Below are 22,944 nucleotides of genomic sequence, written 5' to 3'. Positions count from 1 at the left end.
ACCGAAGTTGTCTTGGTCACTTCACCAGACATTGAAAATCAACAAAATTGTTTGATGTTCGATGCTGTGAGTGCCCACACAGATTGCTTGATTCAAATTGTTAAAGAGCGACGCAACAGTGTGTTGCTGCGGGAGTGGAATTCTACTCAACCGCCTTCTCGAGTCAAGCCTTATTTTCAAAGGCTTTTCGAGGTTACCGACGAGGTTGTTTGCGTTGCCGCTTGCCCTGTCGATGGAGGCGCATTATAGGGAGCTGAAACTTTCTGGCAAGCCCCTCAAAGCAATAAAATTGCAAAAAATGGTAGTTTTTTAGTTATTCATAACAAGGCACAGCTTTTATACAGACTTATCCACAAAGCGAACCTAAATTAGGAACAGTTAGCAGAGTTCCTTGTATAGATCTCTGCATCTTGTTGGTGCTCACATCACTGCATCAGGTAAATGAAGGCTCGCCTTGATGATGAGGAATATCTATATAAGGAAGAGGTAGATGAAGGACTAGTTAATAGCCACAGTACAGTTGAGGCAGTTGAGGCAGTTGAGGCAGTTGAGGCAGTTGAGGCAGTTGAGGCAGTTGAGGCAGTTGAGGCAGTTGAGGCAGTTGAGGCAGTTGAGGCAGTTGAGGCAGTATCAGAATCAATTAAAAGAAAAGCCGGGACAAGCCCGGCTTTTTCTTTATCACTCAGCAGCTGCTTCAGCAGCGGCCGGGCGGTCTACCAGCTCAATGTAAGCCATAGGGGCGTTGTCGCCTGCACGGAAACCGCATTTCAGAATGCGAGTATAACCGCCGGCGCGCTCCAGGTAGCGCGGGCCCAGTTCATTGAACAGCTTAGCCACGATCGCGTTATCGCGAGTACGGGCAAATGCCAGGCGACGATTAGCAACGCTATCAGTCTTGGCAAGGGTGATCAGCGGTTCAACTACACGACGCAGCTCTTTTGCCTTAGGCAGAGTCGTCTTGATGATCTCATGACGAACCAGGGAGCTGGCCATGTTGCGGAACATAGCCTGACGATGGCTGCTGTTCCGGTTCAGTTGACGACCACTCAAACGATGGCGCATGACCTTATCCTTCTAACTAAATCTGTGAAACCCGTAATCTGGATTACTCGTCAGCGATGCTGGCGGGCGGCCAGTTCTCAAGGCGCATGCCAAGAGACAGACCACGGGAGGCCAACACGTCCTTGATCTCAGTCAGGGACTTCTTACCGAGGTTAGGAGTTTTAAGCAACTCAACTTCGGTACGCTGTACCAGATCACCAATATAGTGGATAGCTTCTGCCTTCAGACAGTTCGCTGAACGAACTGTCAGCTCCAAATCATCGACAGGACGCAGCAGAATCGGATCAAACTCGGGTTTCTCTTCTTTCTTCTCGGGCACGCTGACATCGCGCAGATCCACGAAGGCTTCCAGCTGTTCGGCCAAAATAGTGGCAGAACGGCGAATGGCTTCTTCCGGATCCAGAGTACCATTGGTCTCCATGTCGATAACCAGCTTGTCCAAGTCGGTGCGCTGTTCCACACGTGCCGCCTCAACATTGTAGGCGATGCGAACGATGGGGCTGAACGCGGAGTCCAGCAGCAGGCGACCAATAGGACGCTCTTCATCATCGTTGTGAACACGAGCAGAAGCAGGCACATAACCACGACCGCGCTGAACTTTCAGACGCATGCTGATCTCAGCATTGGCTCCTGTCAGGTGGCAGATTACGTGCTCCGGGTTTACGATCTCGACTTCATCACCGTGAGTGATATCACCAGCGGTAACGGGGCCTGTTCCAGACTTGGTCAGGGACAGAGTTACCTCGTCCTTGCCTTCCAGCTTCACAGCGATACCTTTCAGGTTGAGCAGGATTTCAAGAATGTCTTCCTGTACACCTTCTTTGCTGCTGTACTCGTGCAGTACTCCGTCGATCTCGACTTCAGTAACTGCACAACCGGGCATAGATGACAGCAAAATACGACGCAGGGCATTACCCAGCGTGTGACCAAAGCCACGCTCAAGCGGCTCGAGAGTCACTTTCGCGTGAGTCGGGCTAACTTGCTCGATGTCAACTAGCCGCGGTTTAAGAAAATCTGTTACAGAACCCAGCATTGTGTCCTCTCTTTAGAAGCTAGCTTTACTTGGAGTAAAGCTCGACGATCAGCTGTTCGTTAATGTCGGCAGACAGGTCGGAACGCTCTGGCAGGCGCTTGAAGGCACCTTCCATCTTAGCAGCGTCAACCTCTACCCAAGTCGGCTTCTCGCGCTGACCAGCAACTTCCAGGGAAGCTTTGATACGCGCTTGCTTCTTAGCCTTCTCGCGAACGCAGATCACGTCCTCAGGGGATACCTGGAAAGAAGGAACATTCACAACGCGGCCGTTTACCATGATGGCTTTGTGGCTCACCAGCTGACGAGACTCAGCACGAGTGGCGCCGAAGCCCATGCGGTAGACGACGTTGTCCAGACGACCTTCCAGCAGCTGCAACAGGTTTTCACCGGTGTTACCCTTTTGACGGGCAGCGTCGCGGTAGTAGTTGCGGAACTGTTTTTCCAATACGCCGTAGATACGACGTACTTTTTGTTTCTCGCGCAGTTGCACACCATAGTCAGACAGACGCGCTTTACGCGCACCATGTTGACCAGGAACGGTGTCAATCTTGCACTTAGAATCAATCGCACGAACACCAGACTTCAGGAAGAGGTCGGTGCCCTCACGACGGCTAAGCTTAAGCTTAGGACCGATATATCTTGCCATCTTCTTTCTCCAACAATCCTAGACCAAGTAGCTACAGCGTTATACGCGGCGCTTCTTGGGAGGACGACAACCGTTGTGCGGGATCGGAGTCACATCAGTAATATTAGTGATGCGGAAACCAGCCGCGTTCAGAGCGCGGATGGAAGACTCACGACCGGGACCCGGACCTTTGACCATGACTTCCAGGTTCTTCACGCCGTATTCTTTGGCGATCTCACCAGCGCGCTCAGCAGCTACCTGGGCAGCAAACGGAGTGGACTTACGGGAACCACGGAAACCGGAACCACCAGAGGTAGCCCAAGACAGAGCATTGCCCTGACGGTCAGTAATGGTCACGATTGTGTTGTTGAAAGATGCATGAACGTGCGCAATACCGTCGCTCACTTGCTTTTTAACGCGCTTGCGAGCACGAGTCGGAGTTTTAGCCATTTTCTACCTTCCCGTTACTTCTTGATAGCCTTGCGCGGACCCTTACGGGTACGAGCGTTGGTCTTGGTACGTTGACCACGAACAGGCAGGCTACGACGGTGACGCAAACCACGGTAGCAACCCAGATCCATCAATCGCTTGATGTTCATGGAAATCTGACGACGCAGGTCACCTTCAACGGTGAATTTACCTACTTGTTCACGCAGACTCTCGATCTGAGCTTCGTCCAGGTCTTTAATTTTCACATTCTCAGCGATACCGGCTGCGGCACAAATGGCCTTGGAGCGGGTACGACCGACGCCATAAATCGCAGTCAACGCAATGACTGCATGCTTATGGTCAGGAATGTTAATGCCAGCGATACGGGCCACTATTCACTCCTACATATAGTAGATAACGACCACCACAAAGCCCGTGAGCGGATACGTGGCGGTCAACCAATACACAACAAAAGTTGGCTGGCTATATTAGCCAGCACAACTATTTGTTGCAAGTACTAACCGTAAAAAATTAGCCTTGGCGCTGTTTATGCTTTGGCTCGCTGCAAATCACACGCACCACACCGTGACGCTTGATGATTTTGCAGTTACGGCAGATTGCCTTAACGGAAGCACGAACTTTCATTGCTTAACTCCGTAACTACGCCGACCTTTAGCGGCCGTAGCCCTTCAGGTTGGCCTTCCTCAGGACGTCGCCATATTGATGAGACATCATATGGGTCTGAACCTGAGCCATGAAGTCCATGATAACTACCACAATAATCAGCAGCGAAGTGCCACCGAAGTAGAACTGTACGTTCCAGGCAGTCATCAAGAACTGGGGTACCAGACAGATAAAGGTTATATAGAGCGCACCTGCCAATGTCAGGCGAGTCATAACCTTATCGATGTAACGTGCTGTCTGCTCGCCCGGGCGGATCCCCGGGATAAAGGCTCCACTCTTCTTCAGATTATCTGCTGTCTCGCGGGGGTTGAACACCAGCGCGGTATAGAAGAAGCAGAAGAAGATAATGGCTGCTGCATAGAGCATCTCATACAAGGGTTGACCCGGCTGCAGGACCATAGAGACCTGTTGCAGGACATCAGCCACCTTGCCCTCGCCCTGACCAAACCAAGAGGTAATGGTCCCTGGGAAGAGGATGATGCTGGATGCGAAAATCGCAGGAATCACACCGGCCATATTCACTTTCAACGGCAGGTGTGTGCTTTGCGCGGCGAATACCTGGCGGCCTTGTTGACGCTTGGCATAGTTAACGACGATACGACGCTGACCACGCTCCACGAACACCACAAAGTAAGTCACTGCGAAAACAATCAAGCCCAGCAACAACAACAGCAGGATGTGCAATTCCCCTTGACGTGCCTGTTCGGCCGTAGCGCCAATGGCATGAGGCAGACCAGCAACGATACCTGTGAAAATAATCAGCGAGATACCATTACCAATCCCACGCTCGGTAATCTGTTCACCCAACCACATCAAGAACATGGTACCGGTGACCAGACTCACAACGGCTGTGAAATAGAAGCCCAAACCCGGATGAGTCACGAGTCCTTGCATCATATTCGGCAGACCGGTTGCAATACCAATGGCCTGGAACGTTCCCAAAACCAGCGTGCCCCAACGGGTATATTGGCTAATCTTGCGACGGCCGGATTCACCCTCTTTCTTGAGTTCAGCAAGAGCAGGATGAACCACAGTCAGCAGCTGGATAATGATCGACGCCGAAATGTACGGCATGATCCCCAGCGCAAGAATAGAAGCACGCGAGAGTGCACCACCACTGAACATGTTGAACATCTCAATGATGGTGCCCTTCTGTTGTTGGAACAACTCGGCCAGTACGGCGGCGTCAATACCAGGAATCGGCACATAAGAGCCTGCGCGGAACACGATAATTGCCCCGAGAACGAAGAGCAGACGGCTCTTCAGTTCACTCAGACCACCTTGTGCTTTAACATCCAATCCTGGTTTCTTAGCCATTGTACTGATTATTCCTCGATTTTACCGCCAGCGGCCTCGATGGCTGCACGTGCACCTTTGGTGACGGACAGACCACGAACGGTCACAGCACGGTCAATGTTGCCAGACAGAACAACTTTAGCGAAAACGATGTTCTTGGTAACAACACCGGCTTGCTTCAGAGTGCTCAAATCGACCACATCACCTTCTACCAGGGCGATTTCGTTCAGGCGCACTTCGGCAGAAACCAAAGATTTACGAGAGAAGAAACCGAACTTCGGCAGACGGATTTTCAAAGGCATCTGGCCACCCTCGAAACCGTTGCGGACTTTACCGCCACCGGAACGAGAAGTTTGACCTTTCACACCACGACCACCGGTCTTGCCCAGACCAGAACCGATACCACGGCCCGGACGGTGCTTAACACGCTTGGAACCAGCGGCCGGAGACAGAGTATTCAGACGCATGCTTAGCCCTCCACCTTAACCATGTAATAAACCTGGTTGATCATACCGCGTACGCAGGGAGTATCTTCCAGCTCAACGGTGTGACCAATGCGACGCAGACCCAGACCACGCAGAGTCGCCTTGTGCTTTGGCAGACGGCCGATAGAGCTGCGAGTTTGAGTTACTTTTACAGTGTTAGCCATGTCGCATTACCCCAGAATTTCTTCAACGCGCAGACCACGCTTGGCAGCGATCTGTTCCGGTGATTGACCGTGAACCAGAGCGTCTACAGTTGCGCGAACAACGTTGATTGGGTTGGTGGAACCGTAGGTCTTGGCCAGCACGTTGTGGATACCGGCAACTTCCAGCACGGCACGCATGGCGCCGCCTGCAATGATACCAGTACCTTGTGAGGCCGGCTTCATGAACACGGTGGAACCGGAGTGAACACCGCGCACCGGGTGGTGCAGAGTGCCATTGTTCAGTTCAACCTTGTTCAGGTTACGCTTAGCCTGTTCCATCGCTTTTTGAATAGCGGCCGGAACTTCACGGGCCTTACCGTAACCGTAACCTACACGGCCGTTACCATCACCCACCACGGTCAACGCGGTGAAGGACATGATACGACCACCTTTAACAGTTTTCGAAACACGGTTTACTGCAATCAGCTTTTCTTGCAGTTCGCCGGCTTGAGATTCGACTTTAGCCATCTTCGACTCCTAGCTTAGAACTGAAGACCAGCGTCACGAGCAGCGGTAGCCAGAGCGGCTACACGACCGTGATACTTGAAACCGGAACGATCGAAAGATACGTTCTGAACGCCTTTGGCAATAGCACGCTCAGCGATTGCTTTACCTACTGCGGTAGCTGCATCAGCATTACCGGTAGATTTGAGCGCTTCACTGATGGCTTTCTCTACTGTAGAAGCAGAGGCCAGAACTTCGGAACCGTTGGCTGCGATAACCTGCGCATAGATATGACGCGGGGTACGGTGAACAACCAGACGGGTAGCTCCCAGTTCCTGCATCTTTTTCCGAGCACGAGTAGCACGACGGAGACGAGCTGCTTTCTTGTCCATAGTGTTACCTTACTTCTTCTTAGCTTCTTTAGTACGCACTTGCTCGTTGGCATAGCGTACACCCTTGCCCTTGTAGGGCTCCGGAGCGCGGTAAGCACGGATATCGGCGGCGACTTGGCCAACCAGCTGCTTGTCCACACCACGCAGAATGATCTCTGTGGCGGACGGACATTCAGCGGTGACACCAGCCGGCAGCGCATGCTCAACCGGGTGAGAGAAGCCCAGAGCCAGCGCGACAGCATTGCCCTTGATGGAGGCTTTGTAGCCTACACCAACCAGCTGCAGCTTGCGCTCGAAGCCTTGGGTAACACCGATTACCATGTTGTTAGCCAATGCACGGGCAGTACCGGCCTGAGCGTCAGCACCAGCGATGCCGTCGCGCGGGGCGAACTTCAGTACATTGTCTTCTTTGGTCACTTCTACACCGGCGTGGATGGAACGAACCAGAGAACCTTTACCACCTTTGATGGACAGTTCCTGACCGTTCAGAGTCACCTCTACGCCAGCAGGAATAGTGACGGGTGCCTTAGCAACGCGAGACATTTCCGACCTCCTATTAAGCGACGTAGCAGATGATCTCACCACCCATGCTTGCCTTGCGGGCAGCACGGTCGGTCATCACACCTTTAGACGTGGACACGATAGCAACACCGAGACCGCCCATGACTTTCGGCAGATCAGTAGTGCGCTTGTAAATACGCAGGCCGGGACGGCTCACGCGTTGGATCAGTTCTACAACCGGCTTGCCCTGGAAATATTTCAGTTCAATTTCCAGTTCCGGCTTCACATCACCAGCTACGTTGTAGCCAGCGATGTAACCTTCTTCTTTCAGCACTTTGGCAATAGCCACTTTCAGCTTGGAAGAAGGCATGGAAACCGCAACTTTGCTCGCCGCCTGACCGTTACGGATGCGGGTCAGCATATCCGCGATCGGATCTTGCATGCTCATAGTCTAACTCCCGAGATTCTTACCAAGAGGCCTTTTTGAGGCCCGGAATTTCGCCCTTCATGGCATGCTCACGCACCTTGATGCGAGAGAGGCCAAACTTCCGCAGGAAACCGTGCGGACGACCAGTGATGTTGCAACGGTTACGCTGGCGGGACGGACTGGAATCACGGGGCAGCTGTTGCAGTTGCAAGACAGCATCCCAACGCGCTTCTTCAGAAGCGTTCATATCAACGATGATAGCTTTCAGCTCGGTACGCTTGGTCGCGAACTTGGCTGCCAGCTTCGCACGCTTTGCTTCACGTGCTTTCATGGATGTTTTAGCCATAACCCTAACCTTACTTGCGGAATGGGAAGTTAAAGGCAGCCAGCAGAGCACGGCCTTCTTCGTCGGTATTCGCGGAAGTGGTGATGGTGATATCCAGACCACGGACGCGATCGACCTTGTCATAGTCGATTTCCGGGAAGATGATTTGCTCACGCACGCCCATGGAGTAGTTACCACGGCCATCGAACGCCTTGGCGTTCAGACCACGGAAGTCACGGATACGCGGTACGGAGATGCAAATCAGCCGTTCCAGGAACTCCCACATACGCTCGCCACGCAGGGTTACTTTACAACCTATCGGGTAGCCTTCACGAATCTTGAAGCCCGCAACAGATTTGCGTGCTTTGGTGATCAGCGGTTTCTGACCGGAAATGGCAGCCATATCGGCAGCAGCATTTTCCAGCAACTTCTTGTCAGAGATCGCTTCACCAACACCCATGTTCAGGGTGATTTTCTCGATCCGAGGGACTTGCATGATAGTCTTGTAACCGAACTGCTTGGACAGTTCATTTACTACATCGGATTTGTAGTAATCATGCAGTTTCGCCATCGTTAAACTCCAATTACTTCACAAGTTCGCCGGTGGATTTGAAGAAACGGACTTTCTTGCCGTCTTCAATCCGGAAACCAACGCGGTCAGCCTTGCCAGTGGCAGAGTTGAACAGCGCGATGTTAGATACATCGATGGGGGCTTCTTTGGTGACGATACCGCCAGCCTGACCCAATGCGGGTACCGGCTTCTGGTGTTTCTTCACCTGGTTGATGCCTTCCACGATTACCTTACCTTTTGCAATCAGGACTTGAGTGACTTTGCCACGCTTGCCCTTGTCTTTGCCGGTAAGAACAATTACTTCGTCTTCGCGACGGATTTTAGCTGCCATCGTTCGACTCCTTACAGTACTTCGGGTGCCAGGGACACAATCTTCATGAACTTCTCATTACGGAGTTCACGGGTCACCGGGCCAAAAATACGAGTACCGATTGGCTGTTGGTTGTTGTTAAGCAACACAGCCGCATTGTTGTCGAAACGGATGACTGAGCCGTCCGGACGACGAACGCCTTTACGGGTGCGTACGACCACCGCGTTATACACATCACCTTTCTTCACTTTACCGCGAGGAATGGCTTCCTTGATGGAAACCTTGATGATGTCGCCGATGCCGGCATAACGGCGGTGCGAACCACCCAGAACCTTAATACACATTACACTGCGAGCGCCGGAGTTGTCGGCAACACCCAGCATACTTTGCATCTGGATCATCTTAGTGCTCCGCTTTGTTTACTTCTTATCCCTGATGGGATCTGGCTGCCTTCAAAAGGCGCGAAACTATAACACAGGTATTTTTGAAAAGGTAGCCTAAAAAACAAACGGCCCCGATGGGGGGCCGTTTGGGCTAAAAAGTACCGAATTAGGCCTTTTCTACGACAGCAACCAGGGTCCAGGACTTGGTCTTGGACAGCGGGCGGCATTCGCGGATTTCCACGAGATCGCCAGCTTTACACTCGTTGTTCTCGTCATGTACGTGCAGCTTGGTAGTGCGCTTGATGATCTTACCGTAGATCGGGTGCTTTACCTTGCGCTCGATAGCGACGGTGATGGACTTGTCCATCTTGTCGCTAATTACACGACCTTGCAGAGTACGGATCTTGTCAGTCATTACGCACCTGCCTTCTCAGTCAGTACAGTCTTGATACGTGCGACGTCACGACGCACTTGTTTCAGAGTGTGAGTCTGAGCCAGTTGGCCGGTGGAAGCTTGCATGCGCATGTTGAATTGCTCACGCAGCAGACCCAGCAGCTCCTGGTTCAGTTCTTCGACGCTCTTTTGACGCAGATCTTGGGCTTTCATCACATCACCGTCTTAATTACGAAAGTGGTCTGAACGGACAGCTTAGCTGCGGCCAGGGCAAACGCTTCACGCGCCAGAGCCTCAGGTACACCATCCATCTCGTACAGAACCTTGCCAGGCTGGATCGGGCAGACCCAATATTCCACGTTACCCTTACCTTTACCCATACGAACTTCGAGGGGCTTTTCGGTGATGGGCTTGTCCGGGAACACACGGATCCAGATCTTACCTTGACGCTTTACGTGACGGGTCATGGCACGACGGGCTGCTTCGATTTGACGAGCAGTCAGTTGACCACGAGATGTCGCCTTCAGGCCAAAGGTACCGAAGGATACTTCGTTACCAGAGTTGGCCAGACCGCGGTTACGACCCTTATGGGTCTTGCGGAATTTAGTACGCTTAGGTTGCAACATTTACCGAATCTCCTTACTTAGCAGCGCGGCGCTTGTTGTCACGCTTGGGCTTTGCAGGAGCTTGCTCTTGAGCAGCGGCAGCGTTAACAGCAGCCAGACCGCCCAGAACTTCGCCCTTGAAGATCCAAACTTTGACGCCGATCACACCGTAAGTGGTGTGGGCTTCAGAAGTTGCGTAGTCGATGTCGGCACGCAGGGTGTGCAAAGGCACACGACCTTCACGGTACCATTCGGTACGCGCGATTTCAGCGCCGCCCAGACGACCGGACACTTCTACTTTGATGCCCTTGGCACCCAGGCGCATGGCGTTCTGTACGGCGCGCTTCATAGCGCGACGGAACATTACGCGACGTTCCAGCTGAGAAGTGATGCTGTCGGCAACGAGTTTGCCATCCAGCTCCGGCTTGCGGACTTCGGAAATGTTGATCTGAGCAGGCACGCCAGCAATAGCGGCTACGGCTTTGCGCAGTTTCTCAACGTCTTCGCCTTTCTTGCCGATCACGACACCCGGACGAGCGGTGTGAATGGTCACACGGATGCTCTTGGCCGGACGCTCGATGGTGATCTTGGACAAGGAAGCGTTTTTCAGCTCCTTGGTCAGGAACTGGCGTACTTGGAAATCGCTGTACAGGTTGTCAGCGAAGTCTTTGGTGTTCGCGAACCAGGTAGAATTCCAAGGCTTGGTAATACCCAGGCGAATGCCATTAGGATGTACTTTCTGACCCATTGCTTATCTCCCAGCCTTAGCGTCGGATACCACTACAGTGATGTGAGCGGTACGCTTGAGGATACGATCCGCGCGACCTTTGGCACGCGGGCGGATGCGCTTCATGGAGGGACCTTCGTCTACCATGATGGTGGCAACACGCAGGGCGTCGATGTCGGCGCCTTCGTTGTGCTCAGCGTTTGCAATGGCAGATTCCAGCACTTTCTTCACCAGAACTGCAGCCTTTTTCGGGCTGAAGGTCAGGATGTTCAGAGCCTTGTCTACGGACAGACCACGTACTTGATCGGCTACCAGACGAGCTTTCTGGGCAGAAGTACGGGCATAACGGTGTTTAGCGATAGCTTCCATCATTTATCCCTTAGCGCTTCTTAGCCTTCTTATCAGCAGCATGGCCGCGATAAGTACGAGTCGGTGCGAATTCACCCAGTTTGTGACCGATCATTTCTTCGGTAACGAAAACCGGAACGTGCTGACGACCATTATGGACAGCGATGGTCAAACCGATCATGTTCGGGATGATCATTGAACGACGGGACCAGGTCTTAACCGGCTTTTTATCCCCGCTTTCCACCGCTTTCTCTACCTTCTTCAGCAAGTGCAGGTCAATAAATGGACCCTTCTTGAGAGAACGTGGCATGGTGATTCCTCTATGTTAACAATTACTTGTTACGACGACGTACGATGTACTTGTCGGTACGCTTGTTCTTACGGGTCTTGAAGCCCTTAGCCTTCTGGCCCCATGGGGACACAGGCTGCATGCCCTTGTTACGACCCTCACCACCACCGTGCGGGTGATCAACCGGGTTCATCGCCATACCGCGAACGGTCGGACGAATACCACGCCAGCGGTTTGCACCGGCTTTACCCAGTTGACGCAGCATGTGCTCGGAGTTACCCACTTCACCAATGGTGGCGCGGCACTCGGCCAGAACTTTACGTACTTCGCCGGAACGCAGACGCAGAGTTACATAGTTACCTTCACGAGCCAGAATCTGGATGAAAGTACCAGCGGAACGAGCCAGCTGAGCACCTTTACCAGGCTTCATTTCTACGGCGTGAACGGTAGAACCAACCGGGATGTTACGCATCGGCAGGGAGTTACCTACCTTGATCGCAGCATCAGCACCAGAAGCGATAGCATCACCTGCTTTCAGGCCTTTCGGAGCCAGGATGTAACGACGCTCACCGTCTGCATACAGCACCAGGGCGATGTTTGCGGTACGGTTAGGATCGTATTCCAGGCGCTCTACTTTGGCCGGAATGCCGTCTTTGTCGCGTTTGAAGTCGACGATACGGTAGTGTTGCTTGTGACCACCACCGATATGACGGGTAGTGATACGGCCGTTGTTGTTACGACCACCGGACTTGCTTTTGCTGTCCAGCAGAGCGGCAAAGGGCTTGCCCTTGTACAGCTCTTGGTTGACGATCTTGACGACGTGGCGGCGGCCCGGAGAAGTAGGCTTGCACTTAACGATTGCCATTTTTGAGAACTCCTCTTACTCGGCTGCGCCCATGAAGTCGATGTCCTGACCAGCTTTCAGGGTCACATAAGCCTTTTTCCAATCGGAACGACGGCCTACACGCGCACCTGAGCGCTTGGTCTTACCCTTCATGTTCAGGGTACGGACGGTCTCAACTTCGACCTCGAACAGTTTCGCAACTGCAGCTTTGACTTCCGCCTTGGTGGCATCAACAGCAACTTTGAACACGATAGTGTTCTGCTTTTCTGCGACCATGGTGCTCTTTTCAGAGATGTGCGGAGCCTTCAGAACTTTCAACAGACGTTCTTCGCGGATCATGCCAGCATCTCCTCGATTTGCTTAACTGCGTCAGCAGTCATCAGAATCTTGTCGAAAGCGATCAGGCTGACCGGGTCGATACCGGCAACATCACGCACGTCGACCTTGTACAGGTTGCGAGCAGCCAGGAACAGGTTCTCATCGACTTCAGCAGTCACGATCAGAACGTCAGTCAGTTCCATTTCTTTCAGCTTGGCGATCAGTTCTTTGGTCTTCGGCGCTTCGATGCCGAATTTCTCGACAACGATCAGGCGCTCTTGACGTACCAGCTCGGACAGGATGCTACGGATAGCGCCGCGGTACATCTTCTTGTTTACTTTCTGGCTGTGATCTTGCGGCTTAGCAGCAAAGGTCACACCACCGGAACGCCAGATGGGCGAACGGATGGAGCCAGCACGGGCACGACCAGTACCCTTCTGACGCCACGGCTTTTTGCCGCCACCAGACACTTCAGAGCGAGTCAGCTGCGCACGAGTACCCTGACGGGCACCAGCGGCATATGCAACGACGACCTGGTGAACCAGAGCTTCGTTGAATTCGCGCCCGAAGGTAGTCTCGGAAACTTCAAGAGCGCTCTTGGCGTCTTTCATTACCAATTCCATTACTATCTCCTCAGACGTTACGCTTTGACGGCAGGTTTGACGATCACGTTGCCGTTGGTTGCACCCGGTACTGCGCCTTTGATGAGCAGCAGGTTGCGTTCAGCGTCAACACGAACCAGTTCCAGGTTCTGAGTCGTTACACGCTCAGCACCCATGTGACCAGCCATCTTTTTGCCCTTGAATACACGGCCCGGGGTCTGGTTTTGACCGATGGAGCCAGGTACACGGTGGGACAGGGAGTTACCGTGGGTCATATCCTGGGTGCGGAAGTTGTGGCGCTTTACAGTGCCCGCAAAACCTTTACCTTTGGATGTACCGGTAACGTCTACCATCTTAACGTCAGCGAGAAGATCTACTTTCAGCTCGCTACCAACAGTGAAAGTTTCACCGTTGTTCAGGCGGAATTCCCACAGACCGCGACCGGCTTCTACACCAGCTTTGGCGAAGTGGCCAGCTTCCGGCTTGGTCACACGGCTGGCTTTTTTGGCACCAGTGGTAACCTGAATAGCGTTGTAGCCGTCGGTTTCTACAGATTTGACCTGAGTTACACGGTTAGCTTCAACTTCGATAACAGTCACCGGGATAGAAACGCCATCTTCAGTGAAGATGCGAGTCATACCCACTTTGCGACCTACAAGACCGATTGTCATTGTTATCAACCTCTTTCCGTAATTAACCCAGGCTGATCTGGACGTCTACACCAGCTGCCAGATCCAGACGCATCAGGGCGTCTACGGTCTTGTCAGTCGGCTCAACGATGTCTACCAGACGCTTGTGAGTGCGGATCTCGTACTGATCACGCGCATCTTTGTTGACGTGCGGGGAGATCAGGACGGTGAAGCGCTCTTTGCGAGTCGGCAGCGGAATAGGACCGCGAACCTGCGCGCCGGTGCGCTTTGCAGTTTCAACGATTTCCGCAGTGGATTGATCGATCAGGCGATGATCAAAAGCCTTCAGGCGGATACGGATTCTTTGGTTCTGCATTGACAGAGCTCCAATAGATAAAAGAACATAAATCAACACCGCCCGACCGAGATTACTCCCGCCAGAGGTGCGATTTTTCACGTTTCCCCCCATATCGGGAGGACTGTATGGCTGGCGACACGTAAACGGGAAGCTCAGCAAGCAGACATATCGTCTGGCATGCCTCATGGGCAAGCGGAGGGGATTATACGGATTTTTTCAATTCGCGCAAGAGAAAGCGGACAGATTGTGCGCAATTTTGTGTGGCGGATGGATCTCGCTGGCGATCGCTCCCTTGCCCGCCACAAAGCGGTAACGACAATGTTGCAAACAGGCTGATAGACTGCCCCCTTGCCTCAGTCAGCGGAACGACCCCGATGCTCAAGAATCAGAAGAAAGCCTATCAATACGGACTCTGCGCCGTCGCCCTCTGGTCGACGGTCGCCACCGCCTTCAAGATATCCCTCGCCTACTTCGAGCCGGTGCAGTTGCTGCTGGTCGCCGCCATCACCTCGACCCTGACTCTGGGGTCCATCGTTGCGATCCAGGGCAAGCTGCCCCTTCTGCTGAGCTATCTCAGGGCCCGCCCCTTCTACTATCTGGCCCTGGGGGTGCTGAACCCCTTCCTCTATTACCTGCTGCTGTTCAAGGCCTATGATCTGCTGCCGGCGCAACAGGCCCAGACCCTCAACTACACCTGGGCCATCACCTTGAGCTTGCTAGCCGTCCCCTTCCTCGGCCAGAAACTGCGTCGTCGTGACGGTGTGGCCATAGTGCTTGGCTACTTCGGCGCCCTGGTGATCGCCACCAGGGGAGATGTGTTTGGCCTGCAGTTTGACAGCCCGCTCGGTGTGACGCTGGCCCTGGTCTCGACCCTCATCTGGGCAGGCTACTGGATCCTCAATACCCGCAATCAGGGGGACCCCATCGTCAGCCTGCTGCTCGGCTTCCTCATCAGCCTGCCATTCATCGTGGTGGCGACCTGGCTGCTCGCCGACTTTGCCATGACCGCCTGGCAGGGCTGGCTCGGTGCCATCTATGTGGGGCTGTTCGAGATGGGCTTCGGCTTCGTGCTCTGGCTGATGGCCCTGCGCCACGCCACCAACACGGCTCCCATCAGCAACCTCATCTTCATCTCGCCGTTTGCTTCGCTGGTGCTGCTCAATCTGTTGATCGGTGAGAGCATCCACCCCGCCACCCCCATAGGGTTGGCGCTGATCGTCGCCGCCCTGCTGATCCAGCAACTCAAATACGGCAAGCGCTACCGCAAGACGGCCGAGCCACAAGCCTGACAATGCAGAAGGGCGCATCCACGGATGCGCCCTTTGTTCAATCCATCCACTCCAGCGGCTGGTGCTTGGGTAGCCGGATCTCCACCAGCAAGCCTCCCAGCTCGGAGCGGCCCAGCCTGATGGTGCCGTGGTGCTGGGACACTATCTTGGCGACTATGGCCAGTCCCAGGCCACTGCCGCCCCCGGTGCGCGCCACATTACCCTGGGTAAAGGGCTTGAGCACACGGGAGTAGTCCTGCTCCGCGATCCCGGGGCCATTGTCAAAGAGCCGCAGCCGGACCCAGTGACCATCGTCCTTCAGTTCGGCCTGCAGCCGGGTCGCGCCGTAACGCAACGCATTGCCCGACAGGTTGTTGAGGATGCGACGGATGCTGATGGGATGGCAAGCCACCCGCACCGCCTGCTCCGGCAGTAGCAACTCCACCTCCAGCCCCTGATCGGTCTGCATCAGCAACGCATCGTGGATGAGCTGGGTCAGGTCGATCGGATGGGCATCCAGTCCCTCATTCGGGCGTATGTAGTCGATGAACTGATCTATGATGCCGTTCGACTCGTCGATGTCCGCATTGATGCTCTCCTTGAGATACTCATCCCCGGAGGACATCATCTCGGTCGCCAGCCGGATGCGGGTCAGGGGCGTGCGCAGATCATGGGAGACCCCGGCCATCATCAGGTTGCGCTCTTCGATAAGGCCCTTGATGGAGTGCGACATGTGGTTGAAGGTGCGGGTCAGGCGGCGCACCTCCCGCGAGCCGTGCTCTCCCAGAGCATCGGGGAACTGGCCCCGCGCCACGGCCACGGCCCCCGCCTCCAGATCTTCCAGCGGTCGCACCAGCTGGCGGGCAAAGCGCCATGCCGCAAACAGGGTCACCACCAGCAGCACGCTCATGTAGATGATGAGGGGCTCGATGTCGTCATCCTCGATCTCGGTCAGGGGGATGCGGACCCACATCTGGCTGGCCTGGGGTGGCTGGATCCAGATGATGTAGTGATCCTGAATCTCTACCCTCACCTTGGTCTTCCCCCCCAGCTCGCGGCTGATGCTCTCCTCCAGATAGGGGTAGGGTTTGGACTCCTTGAGTCCGTGCTGCTCCGCCTCTGTCTGGGTATAGATGTCACTGCCGGTCGCCACATAGACCAGTGCCTCGGCATCTTCGCTCAGCGCCAGCTGGTTGCTTTCAACCGGAAAGATGAGTTTGACCTGATTGGCCAGCAGATGACTGATCTGCTTGACGGTGGGCGCCAGCAGATAGTTGTAGAAGGTGGCGTAGGAGACAACCTGATAGACCACCAGCACGGCGGCCAGGAACCAGAGCATGCGGGAGAACATGCTACCCACTTTTTTCATTCCCCGTCACCGTCCGGCACGAAGACATAGCCCAGGCCCCACACCGTCTGCAGGTAACGGGGCTGGGCCGGATCCTGCTCCAGCAGGCGGCGCAGACGGGAGACCTGCACGTCGATGCTGCGCTCGGTGGCGGTGTATTCCCGGCCACGGGCCAGGTTCATCAGCTTGTCTCGGGAGAGCGGCTCGCGAGGGTGGCTCACCAGCACCTTGAGCACGGCGAACTCGCCGCTGGTCAGTGCCACCGGCTCGCCGTCCCGGCTCAACTCCCGGGTCGCCAGGTTGAGCTGATAGGCGCCAAAGCTCACCATCTTCTCGGCGGCGGAAGGCGCACCGGGCAGCTCGACGGTATGGCGGCGCAACACGGCGCGGATCCGGGCCAGCAACTCACGGGGATTGAACGGCTTGGGCAGGTAATCATCGGCTCCCATCTCCAGCCCGACGATGCGATCCACTTCGTCCCCCTTGGCGGTGAGCATCAGCACCGGGATCTGGTTGCCCGCCTCGCGCAGACGGCGGCAGATGGATAGGCCGTCTTCCCCCGGCAACATCAGGTCGAGCACCATCAGGCTGAAATTCTCGCGGGTCAGCAGGCGATCAGCCTGCTCACCATTGGCAACGCCCCGCACCACAAATCCCTGTTCGGTGAGGTAACGCTCCAGCAGGGAGCGTAGTTTCAGGTCGTCGTCGACCACCAGGACCTTGTATTGCTGACTCATTGCCACCTCTCTTCTCTGTCTCCTCCCAATACTAGGGCCCGCTCTGGCAACCACAAAGCATAAATATGTTACCGGTTATTACCCTTGACTGGGGGTTCCCAGGGACAGAAAGGCTCCCAACGAGCCTCTCACCATGTGTTTCTGCTCGACAGTCAGACGACAATGGCTAAGATCCCGAGCAAGACGACGCAACCCGCCATCCAGGCAGCAGGGACTGATAAGCCCATGAAAACCAAACTCATCACCCGTGAAGGCTACAACCAGCTCCGGCAGGAACACGACACCCTGTGGCGCGAGGAGAGACCCGAGACCACCAAGAAGGTGGCCTGGGCGGCGAGCCTCGGGGATCGCAGCGAGAACGCCGACTACCAGTACAACAAGAAGCGGCTGCGGGAGATAGACCGCCGGGTCCGCTACCTGCGCAAGTGCCTGGAGGAGCTGACCATCGTCGATTACTCCCCCTCCCAGGAGGGCAAGGTGTTCTTCGGCGCCTGGGTCGAGGTGGAGAACGACGAGGGTGAGACCAAGCGTTTTCGCATCGTCGGCTATGACGAGATCTTCGGCCGCAAGGATTACATCTCCATCGACTCCCCCATGGCCCGCGCCCTGCTCAAGAAAGAGGTGGGCGACGAGGCCATGGTGCGAACGCCAGTGGGTGACGTCTGCTGGTACATCAATGAGATCAGCTATCCCAAGTAAGCCAGTGCTGGCCCAATCTGCCAAATCGGCTGACGAGGCCAAGATGGACAGCATGCTCGGCCACCGGATGCGATTCGTGTCATTTTTGCCGGAGTGGCATCCCGCAGCCCGACCCCATATAGTGCTCACACCCGGCGCCTTGTGGCGCCAACCGGCCCGCGCGACAGTGGCCCGGCTGGTACCTTGAGTACCGCCGGGACAGACCCCCTGACCGGCGACATCGCCTCGCGCCTGCCCGTTGACCAGGACCCGACCACAGAGACCACAGATGCACAGCCATGTAATTGAGAGACAGATTGCCGGTGAGCTGAATGCCCGCCCGGAACAGGTGCAGGCCGCCGTGCGCCTGCTGGATGAAGGCTCGACCGTTCCCTTCATCGCCCGTTATCGCAAGGAGGTGACCGGCGGTCTGGACGACAGTCAGTTGCGTACCCTGGAGAGCCGCCTCGGCTATCTGCGTGAACTGGAGGATCGCCGTCAGGTGATCATTCGCTCCATCGAGGAGCAGGGCAAGCTGACTCCCGAGCTGGCGCGCGAGCTGAAGGGTGCCGACAGCAAGACCCGGCTCGAAGACCTCTACCTCCCCTACAAGCCCAAGCGTCGCACCAAGGGGCAGATGGCCATCGAAGCCGGGCTGGAGCCGCTGGCCAACCTGCTGCTCACCGACCCCATGCAGGATCCGGAGCAAGCGGCGGCCCGCTTCCTCAATACCGAACAGGGGATCACCGACAGCAAGGCGGCCCTCGACGGCGCCCGCTACATCCTGATGGAGCGCTTCGCCGAGCAGGCGGATCTCCTTGAGAAGCTGCGGGACTACCTGTGGCAGAACGCCACCCTGCGCGCCCGGGTGGTGGCGGGCAAGGAGCAGGAAGGGGCCAAGTTCAAGGACTACTTCGAGCACGACGAGCCGTTGCACAAGGCCCCCTCCCACCGGGTGCTGGCCATGCTGCGCGGGCGCAACGAGGGGATCCTCAACCTCGCGCTGGTCACAGGTGACGATGAGAGTGCCAGCCCCTGCGAAGGGATCATTGCCCACCACCTCAGGCTCAATCTGCAGAACCGCCCGGCGGACAAGTGGCTGCAGGGGGTGGTGAGCTGGACCTGGAAGATCAAGCTGTCGCTCCAGATGGAGACCGAACTGATCGGCCGCATCCGCGAGTCGGCAGAGGACGAGGCGATCAAGGTGTTCGCCATGAACCTCAAGGATCTGCTGATGGCGGCTCCGGCCGGTATGCGCTGCACCATGGGGCTGGATCCTGGTATCCGCACCGGGGTCAAGGTCGCCGTGGTGGATGCCACCGGCAAGCTGGTCGATCACGCCACCATCTATCCGTTCGAACCGAAACGCCAGATTGATCAGAGCCTCAAGACCCTGAGCGAGCTGTGCCAGAAGCACAAGGTCGAGCTCATCAGCATAGGTAACGGCACCGCCTCCCGGGAGACCGACCGCCTGGTGAGCGATCTGTTCGAGCGCTACCCCGCCGCCAAGGCTCAGAAAATCGTGGTGAGCGAAGCGGGGGCCTCCGTCTATTCCGCCTCCGAGCTCGCCTCCCAGGAGTTCCCGGATCTCGACGTCTCGATCCGTGGCGCCGTCTCCATCGCCCGTCGCCTGCAGGACCCCCTGGCCGAGCTGGTCAAGATCGACCCCAAGAGTATCGGGGTGGGCCAGTATCAGCACGACGTCGGCCAGAACCAGCTGGCCCGCCGACTGGATGCCGTGGTCGAGGATTGCGTGAACGCGGTCGGGGTGGACGTGAACACCGCCTCGGTCGCCCTGCTCAACCGGGTCTCCGGCCTCTCCCAGACGCTGGCCCAGAATATCGTCACCTACCGGGATGAGCACGGCGCCTTCAATAGCCGTCAGCAGTTGCTGAAGGTGAGCCGGCTCGGGCCCAAGGCGTTCGAGCAGTGCGCCGGCTTCCTGCGCATTCGCGGCGGCAGCAATCCCCTCGACAGCTCGGCGGTGCACCCGGAGTCCTATCCGGTGGTGGAGCGGATCCTCGCCAAGCTGGAACAGACAGTGGAGAGCCTGCTCGGCAACAGCAGCCTGCTGCGCAGCCTGAAGCCGGCCGACTACACGGACGAACAATTCGGCGTGCCCACCGTCACCGACATCATCGGCGAGCTGGACAAGCCGGGCCGGGATCCGCGCCCCGAGTTCAAGACCGCGACCTTCAAGGAGGGGGTGGAGAAAATCAGCGACCTGGTGCCCGAAATGGTACTGGAAGGGGTGGTCACCAATGTCACCAACTTCGGCGCCTTCGTCGACATCGGCGTCCATCAGGATGGGCTGGTGCACATCTCCTCCCTGACCGACCGTTTCGTCAAGGATCCCCGCGAGGTGGTCAAGGCGGGAGACATAGTAAGAGTCAAGGTGCTGGAGGTGGATGCACCGCGCAAGCGCATCAGCCTGACCATGCGCCTCGACGAGAAAGCGGGACAACCCGCCCGCAAGCCGACGGAATCCCGCCCATCGGGTACAGGCAGCGCCAGACCCAGGCAGGAGCCGAAACAGGGCGCCCCTGCCGGTGGTGCCATGGGCAACGCCTTCGCCGCCGCCCTCTCCAAGCTGAAGAAGTGACGATCCTGAATGACAAAAGCCCCGCGAGGGGCTTTTTACTGGGCGTCAGGCAGGCGACGGATTTTGAATCCGGCAGATCCGGCCTCTCAGATGTCTTGGCTGAAGGTCTGACGAGGGGCTGGCCTGACGGCCTGCTGGTAGTGCTGGGCTATCACCTGATTGCGCCTGTCCATGTAGGCGCCAAGCGGCCCGATGGCAGCGCCTCTGACATCCATCAGCTCCTTGCGGGCCTGAGCCTCTTTGGCGGTGGCGGCGCGGGCCACGCTCAGATCCTGTGACGAGGGTTCCGCCGGTGCCAGGGCGGCGGCACGCACCTGCTGCATCTTGGCGAGGGTGGCCGCCGGATCGCCATGGACAACACCGATGTCGATGGCCACCTCACCCCCGGTGGCGTAACGCTTGCCATCCGGCCCCTGGGAAAACTGGTAGCTGGGGCTGCCCGCATGCTCGCCACCTGCCATCTGGTGCGCCTGCTCGTGCTTGCGCACCTCGAGATCCCGCTCCACCAGTGCGGCCAGCTGGCGTTGCTGCCTCTGTTGTTCCTGCTGCTCGGGATCCTGCTGCTGCCGGCGCTGGCTCTCCTCCCCCGTGGCCTCGACGAAGCGATGGGACGGGGTCGTCGGGCTGGTCTGTGCATTATCCCGGGTCGAAGCGGCGGGCGGATTGGGATTGGCCTGGGTAGCTCTGGACTTGTCTTTCTGGGAGGCAACACCGGACTCGGCGTTGGACGCCTCGCTTTGGCGGCTGGGAGCCACCAGTTCTGCACGGCGGTTGTCAGTCTGCGCCGATTCCGTCTGCGGTTGCAGTTGATTCGGAATGATAGGCGGCAGGCTGACGTTGATGTTCATCTCACACCCTGATGTCGAGCAAGGTCCCCCCCATATCAGCCTGCAGTTGCATCTGATGGGGGATGAGGGATGCTAGAGCGACGTTGATGTTCATCTCACACCTTGATGTCGATCAGGGTGCCCAGCATGTCGCTGGCAGTCTGGATCACCTTGGCAGAGGCGCCGGCATGCAGCTCGGCCACCTTGAGATTCACCAGTTCATCCGTCACCTGTACCTGGTCACCCGCCGGGGTGTTGAGGCGGGCGAGCTGGCCGGATGCCTGACCGGCCAGTTGCTCGGCCCGCTGGAATCCCTGTACGCCCGTGGTCATGGCAGAATCGATACGCATCGGCTCACTCCTTTCATGGTTGGCTAATTATCCACCACCTTGAGGCGTTATTGAAGCATGTCGCTCAAGGATCAGCCAATGAACTGTCGCAACAGGGTGATGAAAGGCTCTGGATGGGAGATGAAGGGGGCGTGGGAGGCCTTCTCCAGCACCAGGCTGCGGCTCGCGGGATAACGCTCGTCCAGCAGCGGTATGGCCGCCTTGGGCACCAGGGAGTCCAGCCTGCCATAGATGCGCAGCCAGGGCAGATCCAGACCGACCAGCTCATCCCGCAGATCCACATCGGCCAGCAGGCCGAGACCCGCCTCCAGCGCGGCAAGCCGGGGGGCCGGACGCTCTGCCAGCCAGTGGCGCAACTGGCGAATGTCGTTTCTGGCATGCTCGCTGCCCATGGCCTGGATCGCCAGGAAGCGCTCTATGGTCTGCATGAAGTCCCCCGCCAGCATCTGGTTGAACCCAGCAAGCACCTTGGGGGCTATCCCGGGCCAGTCTTCGCGGGCCATGAAGCAGGGGGAGCTGGCGACAGTAATGAGGGAGTGAAGGCGCTCAGGCCGGGTCAGGGCCAGCTGGCTCGCCACCAGACCGCCGAGGGACCAGCCGAGCAGATGGCATTTTTCCGGCAGGACTGTGGCAACCTGCTCCGCCAGCCAGGGCAAGGAGTAGTCACTCCCCTCGTACAGGGGGCTGTTGCCAAATCCGGGCAGGTCCACCAGATGCAGCCGATAGTGGGCAGCCAGTTCTTGGGCAATACCGTGCCAGACGGCCCCGTTCATGCCCCAGCCATGCAACAACACCAGGTCCGGGCCCTGGCCAAACCGCTCAACCGATACGCTCATCTAGACTCAAGATCC

37 protein-coding genes are annotated in these 22,944 nt (G+C 56.6%); 4 read left to right on the top strand and 33 right to left on the bottom strand.

Annotation, left to right across the window (positions count from 1 at the left end):
• Nucleotides 1-249 (top strand): hypothetical protein (locus tag ACB039_RS16320; protein WP_371166037.1); only part of this gene is annotated, 249 nt, incomplete at its 5' end.
• Between the two features lie 429 nt (nucleotides 250-678).
• Here the strand turns inward: ACB039_RS16320 and rplQ are convergent.
• The 28 genes from rplQ to rpsJ form a co-directional block, all read right to left on the bottom strand.
• Nucleotides 679-1,062 carry a 50S ribosomal protein L17 gene (rplQ, locus tag ACB039_RS16315; RefSeq protein WP_005307999.1) on the bottom strand — a complete coding sequence of 128 codons (384 nt, stop codon included), beginning with the start codon at nucleotides 1,060-1,062 and terminating at the stop codon, nucleotides 679-681.
• Between the two features lie 43 nt (nucleotides 1,063-1,105).
• Complete coding sequence (gene rpoA / locus ACB039_RS16310) at nucleotides 1,106-2,095, bottom strand: DNA-directed RNA polymerase subunit alpha (RefSeq protein WP_005307997.1); 990 nt, start codon at nucleotides 2,093-2,095, stop codon at nucleotides 1,106-1,108.
• Nucleotides 2,096-2,120: 25 nt separating this feature from the next.
• Nucleotides 2,121-2,741, bottom strand: coding sequence for a 30S ribosomal protein S4 (gene rpsD / locus ACB039_RS16305; protein ID WP_010672568.1), 621 nt, complete (start codon nucleotides 2,739-2,741; stop codon nucleotides 2,121-2,123).
• A gap of 39 nt (nucleotides 2,742-2,780) precedes the next feature.
• Complete coding sequence (rpsK, locus tag ACB039_RS16300) at nucleotides 2,781-3,170, bottom strand: 30S ribosomal protein S11 (protein WP_005319702.1); 390 nt, start codon at nucleotides 3,168-3,170, stop codon at nucleotides 2,781-2,783.
• Nucleotides 3,171-3,184: 14 nt separating this feature from the next.
• Entirely contained in the window at nucleotides 3,185-3,541 is a 357-nt protein-coding gene (rpsM, locus tag ACB039_RS16295; RefSeq protein WP_005307991.1) for a 30S ribosomal protein S13, read from the bottom strand.
• Nucleotides 3,542-3,680: 139 nt separating this feature from the next.
• On the bottom strand, nucleotides 3,681-3,794 hold the full coding sequence (gene rpmJ, locus ACB039_RS16290) for a 50S ribosomal protein L36 (protein ID WP_005319705.1): 114 nt from the start codon (nucleotides 3,792-3,794) through the stop codon (nucleotides 3,681-3,683).
• A gap of 27 nt (nucleotides 3,795-3,821) precedes the next feature.
• Nucleotides 3,822-5,150, bottom strand: a complete 1,329-nt coding sequence (gene secY / locus ACB039_RS16285; RefSeq protein ID WP_042652867.1) for a preprotein translocase subunit SecY — start codon at nucleotides 5,148-5,150, stop codon at nucleotides 3,822-3,824.
• A gap of 8 nt (nucleotides 5,151-5,158) precedes the next feature.
• Nucleotides 5,159-5,596: a 50S ribosomal protein L15 gene (rplO, locus tag ACB039_RS16280; protein ID WP_025325390.1), complete on the bottom strand. Its 438-nt coding sequence runs from the start codon at nucleotides 5,594-5,596 to the stop codon at nucleotides 5,159-5,161.
• Between the two features lie 2 nt (nucleotides 5,597-5,598).
• Nucleotides 5,599-5,778: a 50S ribosomal protein L30 gene (gene rpmD / locus ACB039_RS16275; protein ID WP_005307985.1), complete on the bottom strand. Its 180-nt coding sequence runs from the start codon at nucleotides 5,776-5,778 to the stop codon at nucleotides 5,599-5,601.
• A gap of 6 nt (nucleotides 5,779-5,784) precedes the next feature.
• Nucleotides 5,785-6,285, bottom strand: coding sequence for a 30S ribosomal protein S5 (rpsE, locus tag ACB039_RS16270; protein ID WP_005340605.1), 501 nt, complete (start codon nucleotides 6,283-6,285; stop codon nucleotides 5,785-5,787).
• A 14-nt stretch (nucleotides 6,286-6,299) separates the two neighbouring features.
• Nucleotides 6,300-6,653 carry a 50S ribosomal protein L18 gene (gene rplR, locus ACB039_RS16265; protein WP_033130012.1) on the bottom strand — a complete coding sequence of 118 codons (354 nt, stop codon included), beginning with the start codon at nucleotides 6,651-6,653 and terminating at the stop codon, nucleotides 6,300-6,302.
• A 9-nt stretch (nucleotides 6,654-6,662) separates the two neighbouring features.
• On the bottom strand, nucleotides 6,663-7,196 hold the full coding sequence (gene rplF, locus ACB039_RS16260) for a 50S ribosomal protein L6 (RefSeq protein ID WP_025325388.1): 534 nt from the start codon (nucleotides 7,194-7,196) through the stop codon (nucleotides 6,663-6,665).
• A 13-nt stretch (nucleotides 7,197-7,209) separates the two neighbouring features.
• Entirely contained in the window at nucleotides 7,210-7,602 is a 393-nt protein-coding gene (gene rpsH, locus ACB039_RS16255) for a 30S ribosomal protein S8 (RefSeq protein WP_010672564.1), read from the bottom strand.
• Between the two features lie 19 nt (nucleotides 7,603-7,621).
• Nucleotides 7,622-7,927 carry a 30S ribosomal protein S14 gene (gene rpsN / locus ACB039_RS16250; RefSeq protein WP_005331161.1) on the bottom strand — a complete coding sequence of 102 codons (306 nt, stop codon included), beginning with the start codon at nucleotides 7,925-7,927 and terminating at the stop codon, nucleotides 7,622-7,624.
• 10 nt (nucleotides 7,928-7,937) lie between these two features.
• On the bottom strand, nucleotides 7,938-8,477 hold the full coding sequence (rplE, locus tag ACB039_RS16245; RefSeq protein ID WP_005331162.1) for a 50S ribosomal protein L5: 540 nt from the start codon (nucleotides 8,475-8,477) through the stop codon (nucleotides 7,938-7,940).
• 13 nt (nucleotides 8,478-8,490) lie between these two features.
• Nucleotides 8,491-8,808 carry a 50S ribosomal protein L24 gene (gene rplX, locus ACB039_RS16240; protein WP_025325387.1) on the bottom strand — a complete coding sequence of 106 codons (318 nt, stop codon included), beginning with the start codon at nucleotides 8,806-8,808 and terminating at the stop codon, nucleotides 8,491-8,493.
• An 11-nt stretch (nucleotides 8,809-8,819) separates the two neighbouring features.
• Nucleotides 8,820-9,188 (bottom strand): 50S ribosomal protein L14, encoded by a 369-nt coding sequence (gene rplN / locus ACB039_RS16235; RefSeq protein ID WP_005307975.1) that lies wholly within the window; start codon nucleotides 9,186-9,188, stop codon nucleotides 8,820-8,822.
• A gap of 148 nt (nucleotides 9,189-9,336) precedes the next feature.
• A complete protein-coding gene (gene rpsQ, locus ACB039_RS16230) occupies nucleotides 9,337-9,585 on the bottom strand; it encodes a 30S ribosomal protein S17 (protein WP_005307966.1) in 249 nt (82 codons plus the stop codon).
• Nucleotides 9,585-9,776 carry a 50S ribosomal protein L29 gene (gene rpmC / locus ACB039_RS16225; protein ID WP_005307965.1) on the bottom strand — a complete coding sequence of 64 codons (192 nt, stop codon included), beginning with the start codon at nucleotides 9,774-9,776 and terminating at the stop codon, nucleotides 9,585-9,587. The genes rpsQ and rpmC overlap by 1 nt, the downstream gene beginning before the upstream one ends.
• Nucleotides 9,776-10,189 carry a 50S ribosomal protein L16 gene (rplP, locus tag ACB039_RS16220; RefSeq protein ID WP_005307963.1) on the bottom strand — a complete coding sequence of 138 codons (414 nt, stop codon included), beginning with the start codon at nucleotides 10,187-10,189 and terminating at the stop codon, nucleotides 9,776-9,778. Before rplP ends, rpmC begins: the two co-directional genes overlap by 1 nt.
• A gap of 13 nt (nucleotides 10,190-10,202) precedes the next feature.
• Nucleotides 10,203-10,916, bottom strand: a complete 714-nt coding sequence (gene rpsC, locus ACB039_RS16215; protein WP_005331168.1) for a 30S ribosomal protein S3 — start codon at nucleotides 10,914-10,916, stop codon at nucleotides 10,203-10,205.
• A gap of 3 nt (nucleotides 10,917-10,919) precedes the next feature.
• Nucleotides 10,920-11,264 carry a 50S ribosomal protein L22 gene (gene rplV / locus ACB039_RS16210; protein ID WP_005319741.1) on the bottom strand — a complete coding sequence of 115 codons (345 nt, stop codon included), beginning with the start codon at nucleotides 11,262-11,264 and terminating at the stop codon, nucleotides 10,920-10,922.
• A 10-nt stretch (nucleotides 11,265-11,274) separates the two neighbouring features.
• A complete protein-coding gene (rpsS, locus tag ACB039_RS16205; RefSeq protein WP_005307960.1) occupies nucleotides 11,275-11,553 on the bottom strand; it encodes a 30S ribosomal protein S19 in 279 nt (92 codons plus the stop codon).
• A gap of 22 nt (nucleotides 11,554-11,575) precedes the next feature.
• Entirely contained in the window at nucleotides 11,576-12,397 is an 822-nt protein-coding gene (rplB, locus tag ACB039_RS16200) for a 50S ribosomal protein L2 (protein ID WP_005331177.1), read from the bottom strand.
• Between the two features lie 15 nt (nucleotides 12,398-12,412).
• Nucleotides 12,413-12,715 carry a 50S ribosomal protein L23 gene (gene rplW, locus ACB039_RS16195; RefSeq protein ID WP_005331199.1) on the bottom strand — a complete coding sequence of 101 codons (303 nt, stop codon included), beginning with the start codon at nucleotides 12,713-12,715 and terminating at the stop codon, nucleotides 12,413-12,415.
• Nucleotides 12,712-13,317 (bottom strand): 50S ribosomal protein L4, encoded by a 606-nt coding sequence (gene rplD, locus ACB039_RS16190; RefSeq protein ID WP_025325386.1) that lies wholly within the window; start codon nucleotides 13,315-13,317, stop codon nucleotides 12,712-12,714. The genes rplW and rplD overlap by 4 nt, the downstream gene beginning before the upstream one ends.
• Before the next feature lie 17 nt (nucleotides 13,318-13,334).
• Nucleotides 13,335-13,967: a 50S ribosomal protein L3 gene (gene rplC, locus ACB039_RS16185; protein WP_025325385.1), complete on the bottom strand. Its 633-nt coding sequence runs from the start codon at nucleotides 13,965-13,967 to the stop codon at nucleotides 13,335-13,337.
• Between the two features lie 22 nt (nucleotides 13,968-13,989).
• Nucleotides 13,990-14,301: a 30S ribosomal protein S10 gene (gene rpsJ, locus ACB039_RS16180; RefSeq protein WP_005307944.1), complete on the bottom strand. Its 312-nt coding sequence runs from the start codon at nucleotides 14,299-14,301 to the stop codon at nucleotides 13,990-13,992.
• 356 nt (nucleotides 14,302-14,657) lie between these two features.
• On the opposite strand from rpsJ, the gene ACB039_RS16175 reads away from it, so the two are divergent.
• Entirely contained in the window at nucleotides 14,658-15,572 is a 915-nt protein-coding gene (locus ACB039_RS16175) for a DMT family transporter (protein ID WP_043133189.1), read from the top strand.
• A 37-nt stretch (nucleotides 15,573-15,609) separates the two neighbouring features.
• Here ACB039_RS16175 and envZ read toward each other — a convergent pair whose 3' ends face one another.
• Nucleotides 15,610-16,920, bottom strand: coding sequence for a two-component system sensor histidine kinase EnvZ (envZ, locus tag ACB039_RS16170; protein WP_371166036.1), 1,311 nt, complete (start codon nucleotides 16,918-16,920; stop codon nucleotides 15,610-15,612).
• Nucleotides 16,917-17,636 (bottom strand): two-component system response regulator OmpR, encoded by a 720-nt coding sequence (ompR, locus tag ACB039_RS16165; protein ID WP_005328510.1) that lies wholly within the window; start codon nucleotides 17,634-17,636, stop codon nucleotides 16,917-16,919. Before ompR ends, envZ begins: the two co-directional genes overlap by 4 nt.
• A 225-nt stretch (nucleotides 17,637-17,861) precedes the next feature.
• Here ompR and greB point away from each other — a divergent pair, with 225 nt between their 5' ends.
• Both greB and ACB039_RS16155 read left to right on the top strand, forming a co-directional pair.
• Nucleotides 17,862-18,335: a transcription elongation factor GreB gene (gene greB, locus ACB039_RS16160; RefSeq protein WP_005328512.1), complete on the top strand. Its 474-nt coding sequence runs from the start codon at nucleotides 17,862-17,864 to the stop codon at nucleotides 18,333-18,335.
• Between the two features lie 268 nt (nucleotides 18,336-18,603).
• Entirely contained in the window at nucleotides 18,604-20,916 is a 2,313-nt protein-coding gene (locus ACB039_RS16155) for a Tex family protein (protein WP_371166035.1), read from the top strand.
• Nucleotides 20,917-21,002: 86 nt separating this feature from the next.
• Here ACB039_RS16155 and ACB039_RS16150 read toward each other — a convergent pair whose 3' ends face one another.
• From ACB039_RS16150 to bioH, 3 genes are all read right to left on the bottom strand, one after another.
• The gene (locus ACB039_RS16150; RefSeq protein ID WP_171273041.1) at nucleotides 21,003-21,764 is read right to left on the bottom strand and encodes a putative metalloprotease CJM1_0395 family protein; all 762 of its coding nucleotides are present in this window, start codon (nucleotides 21,762-21,764) and stop codon (nucleotides 21,003-21,005) included.
• Between the two features lie 95 nt (nucleotides 21,765-21,859).
• Nucleotides 21,860-22,093: a flagellar hook protein FlgE gene (locus ACB039_RS16145; RefSeq protein ID WP_025325378.1), complete on the bottom strand. Its 234-nt coding sequence runs from the start codon at nucleotides 22,091-22,093 to the stop codon at nucleotides 21,860-21,862.
• A gap of 71 nt (nucleotides 22,094-22,164) precedes the next feature.
• On the bottom strand, nucleotides 22,165-22,929 hold the full coding sequence (gene bioH / locus ACB039_RS16140) for a pimeloyl-ACP methyl ester esterase BioH (protein WP_371166034.1): 765 nt from the start codon (nucleotides 22,927-22,929) through the stop codon (nucleotides 22,165-22,167).
• Between the last annotated feature and the right edge of the window lie 15 nt (nucleotides 22,930-22,944).

Origin of the sequence: Aeromonas sp. S2(2024) (assembly GCF_041402505.1) — a bacterium.
Taxonomy (GTDB): Bacteria; Pseudomonadota; Gammaproteobacteria; order Enterobacterales; family Aeromonadaceae; genus Aeromonas; species Aeromonas media.
The sequence above is the reverse complement of the archived record's forward strand: the minus strand, read 5'-3'. Positions and strand labels throughout refer to the sequence as shown.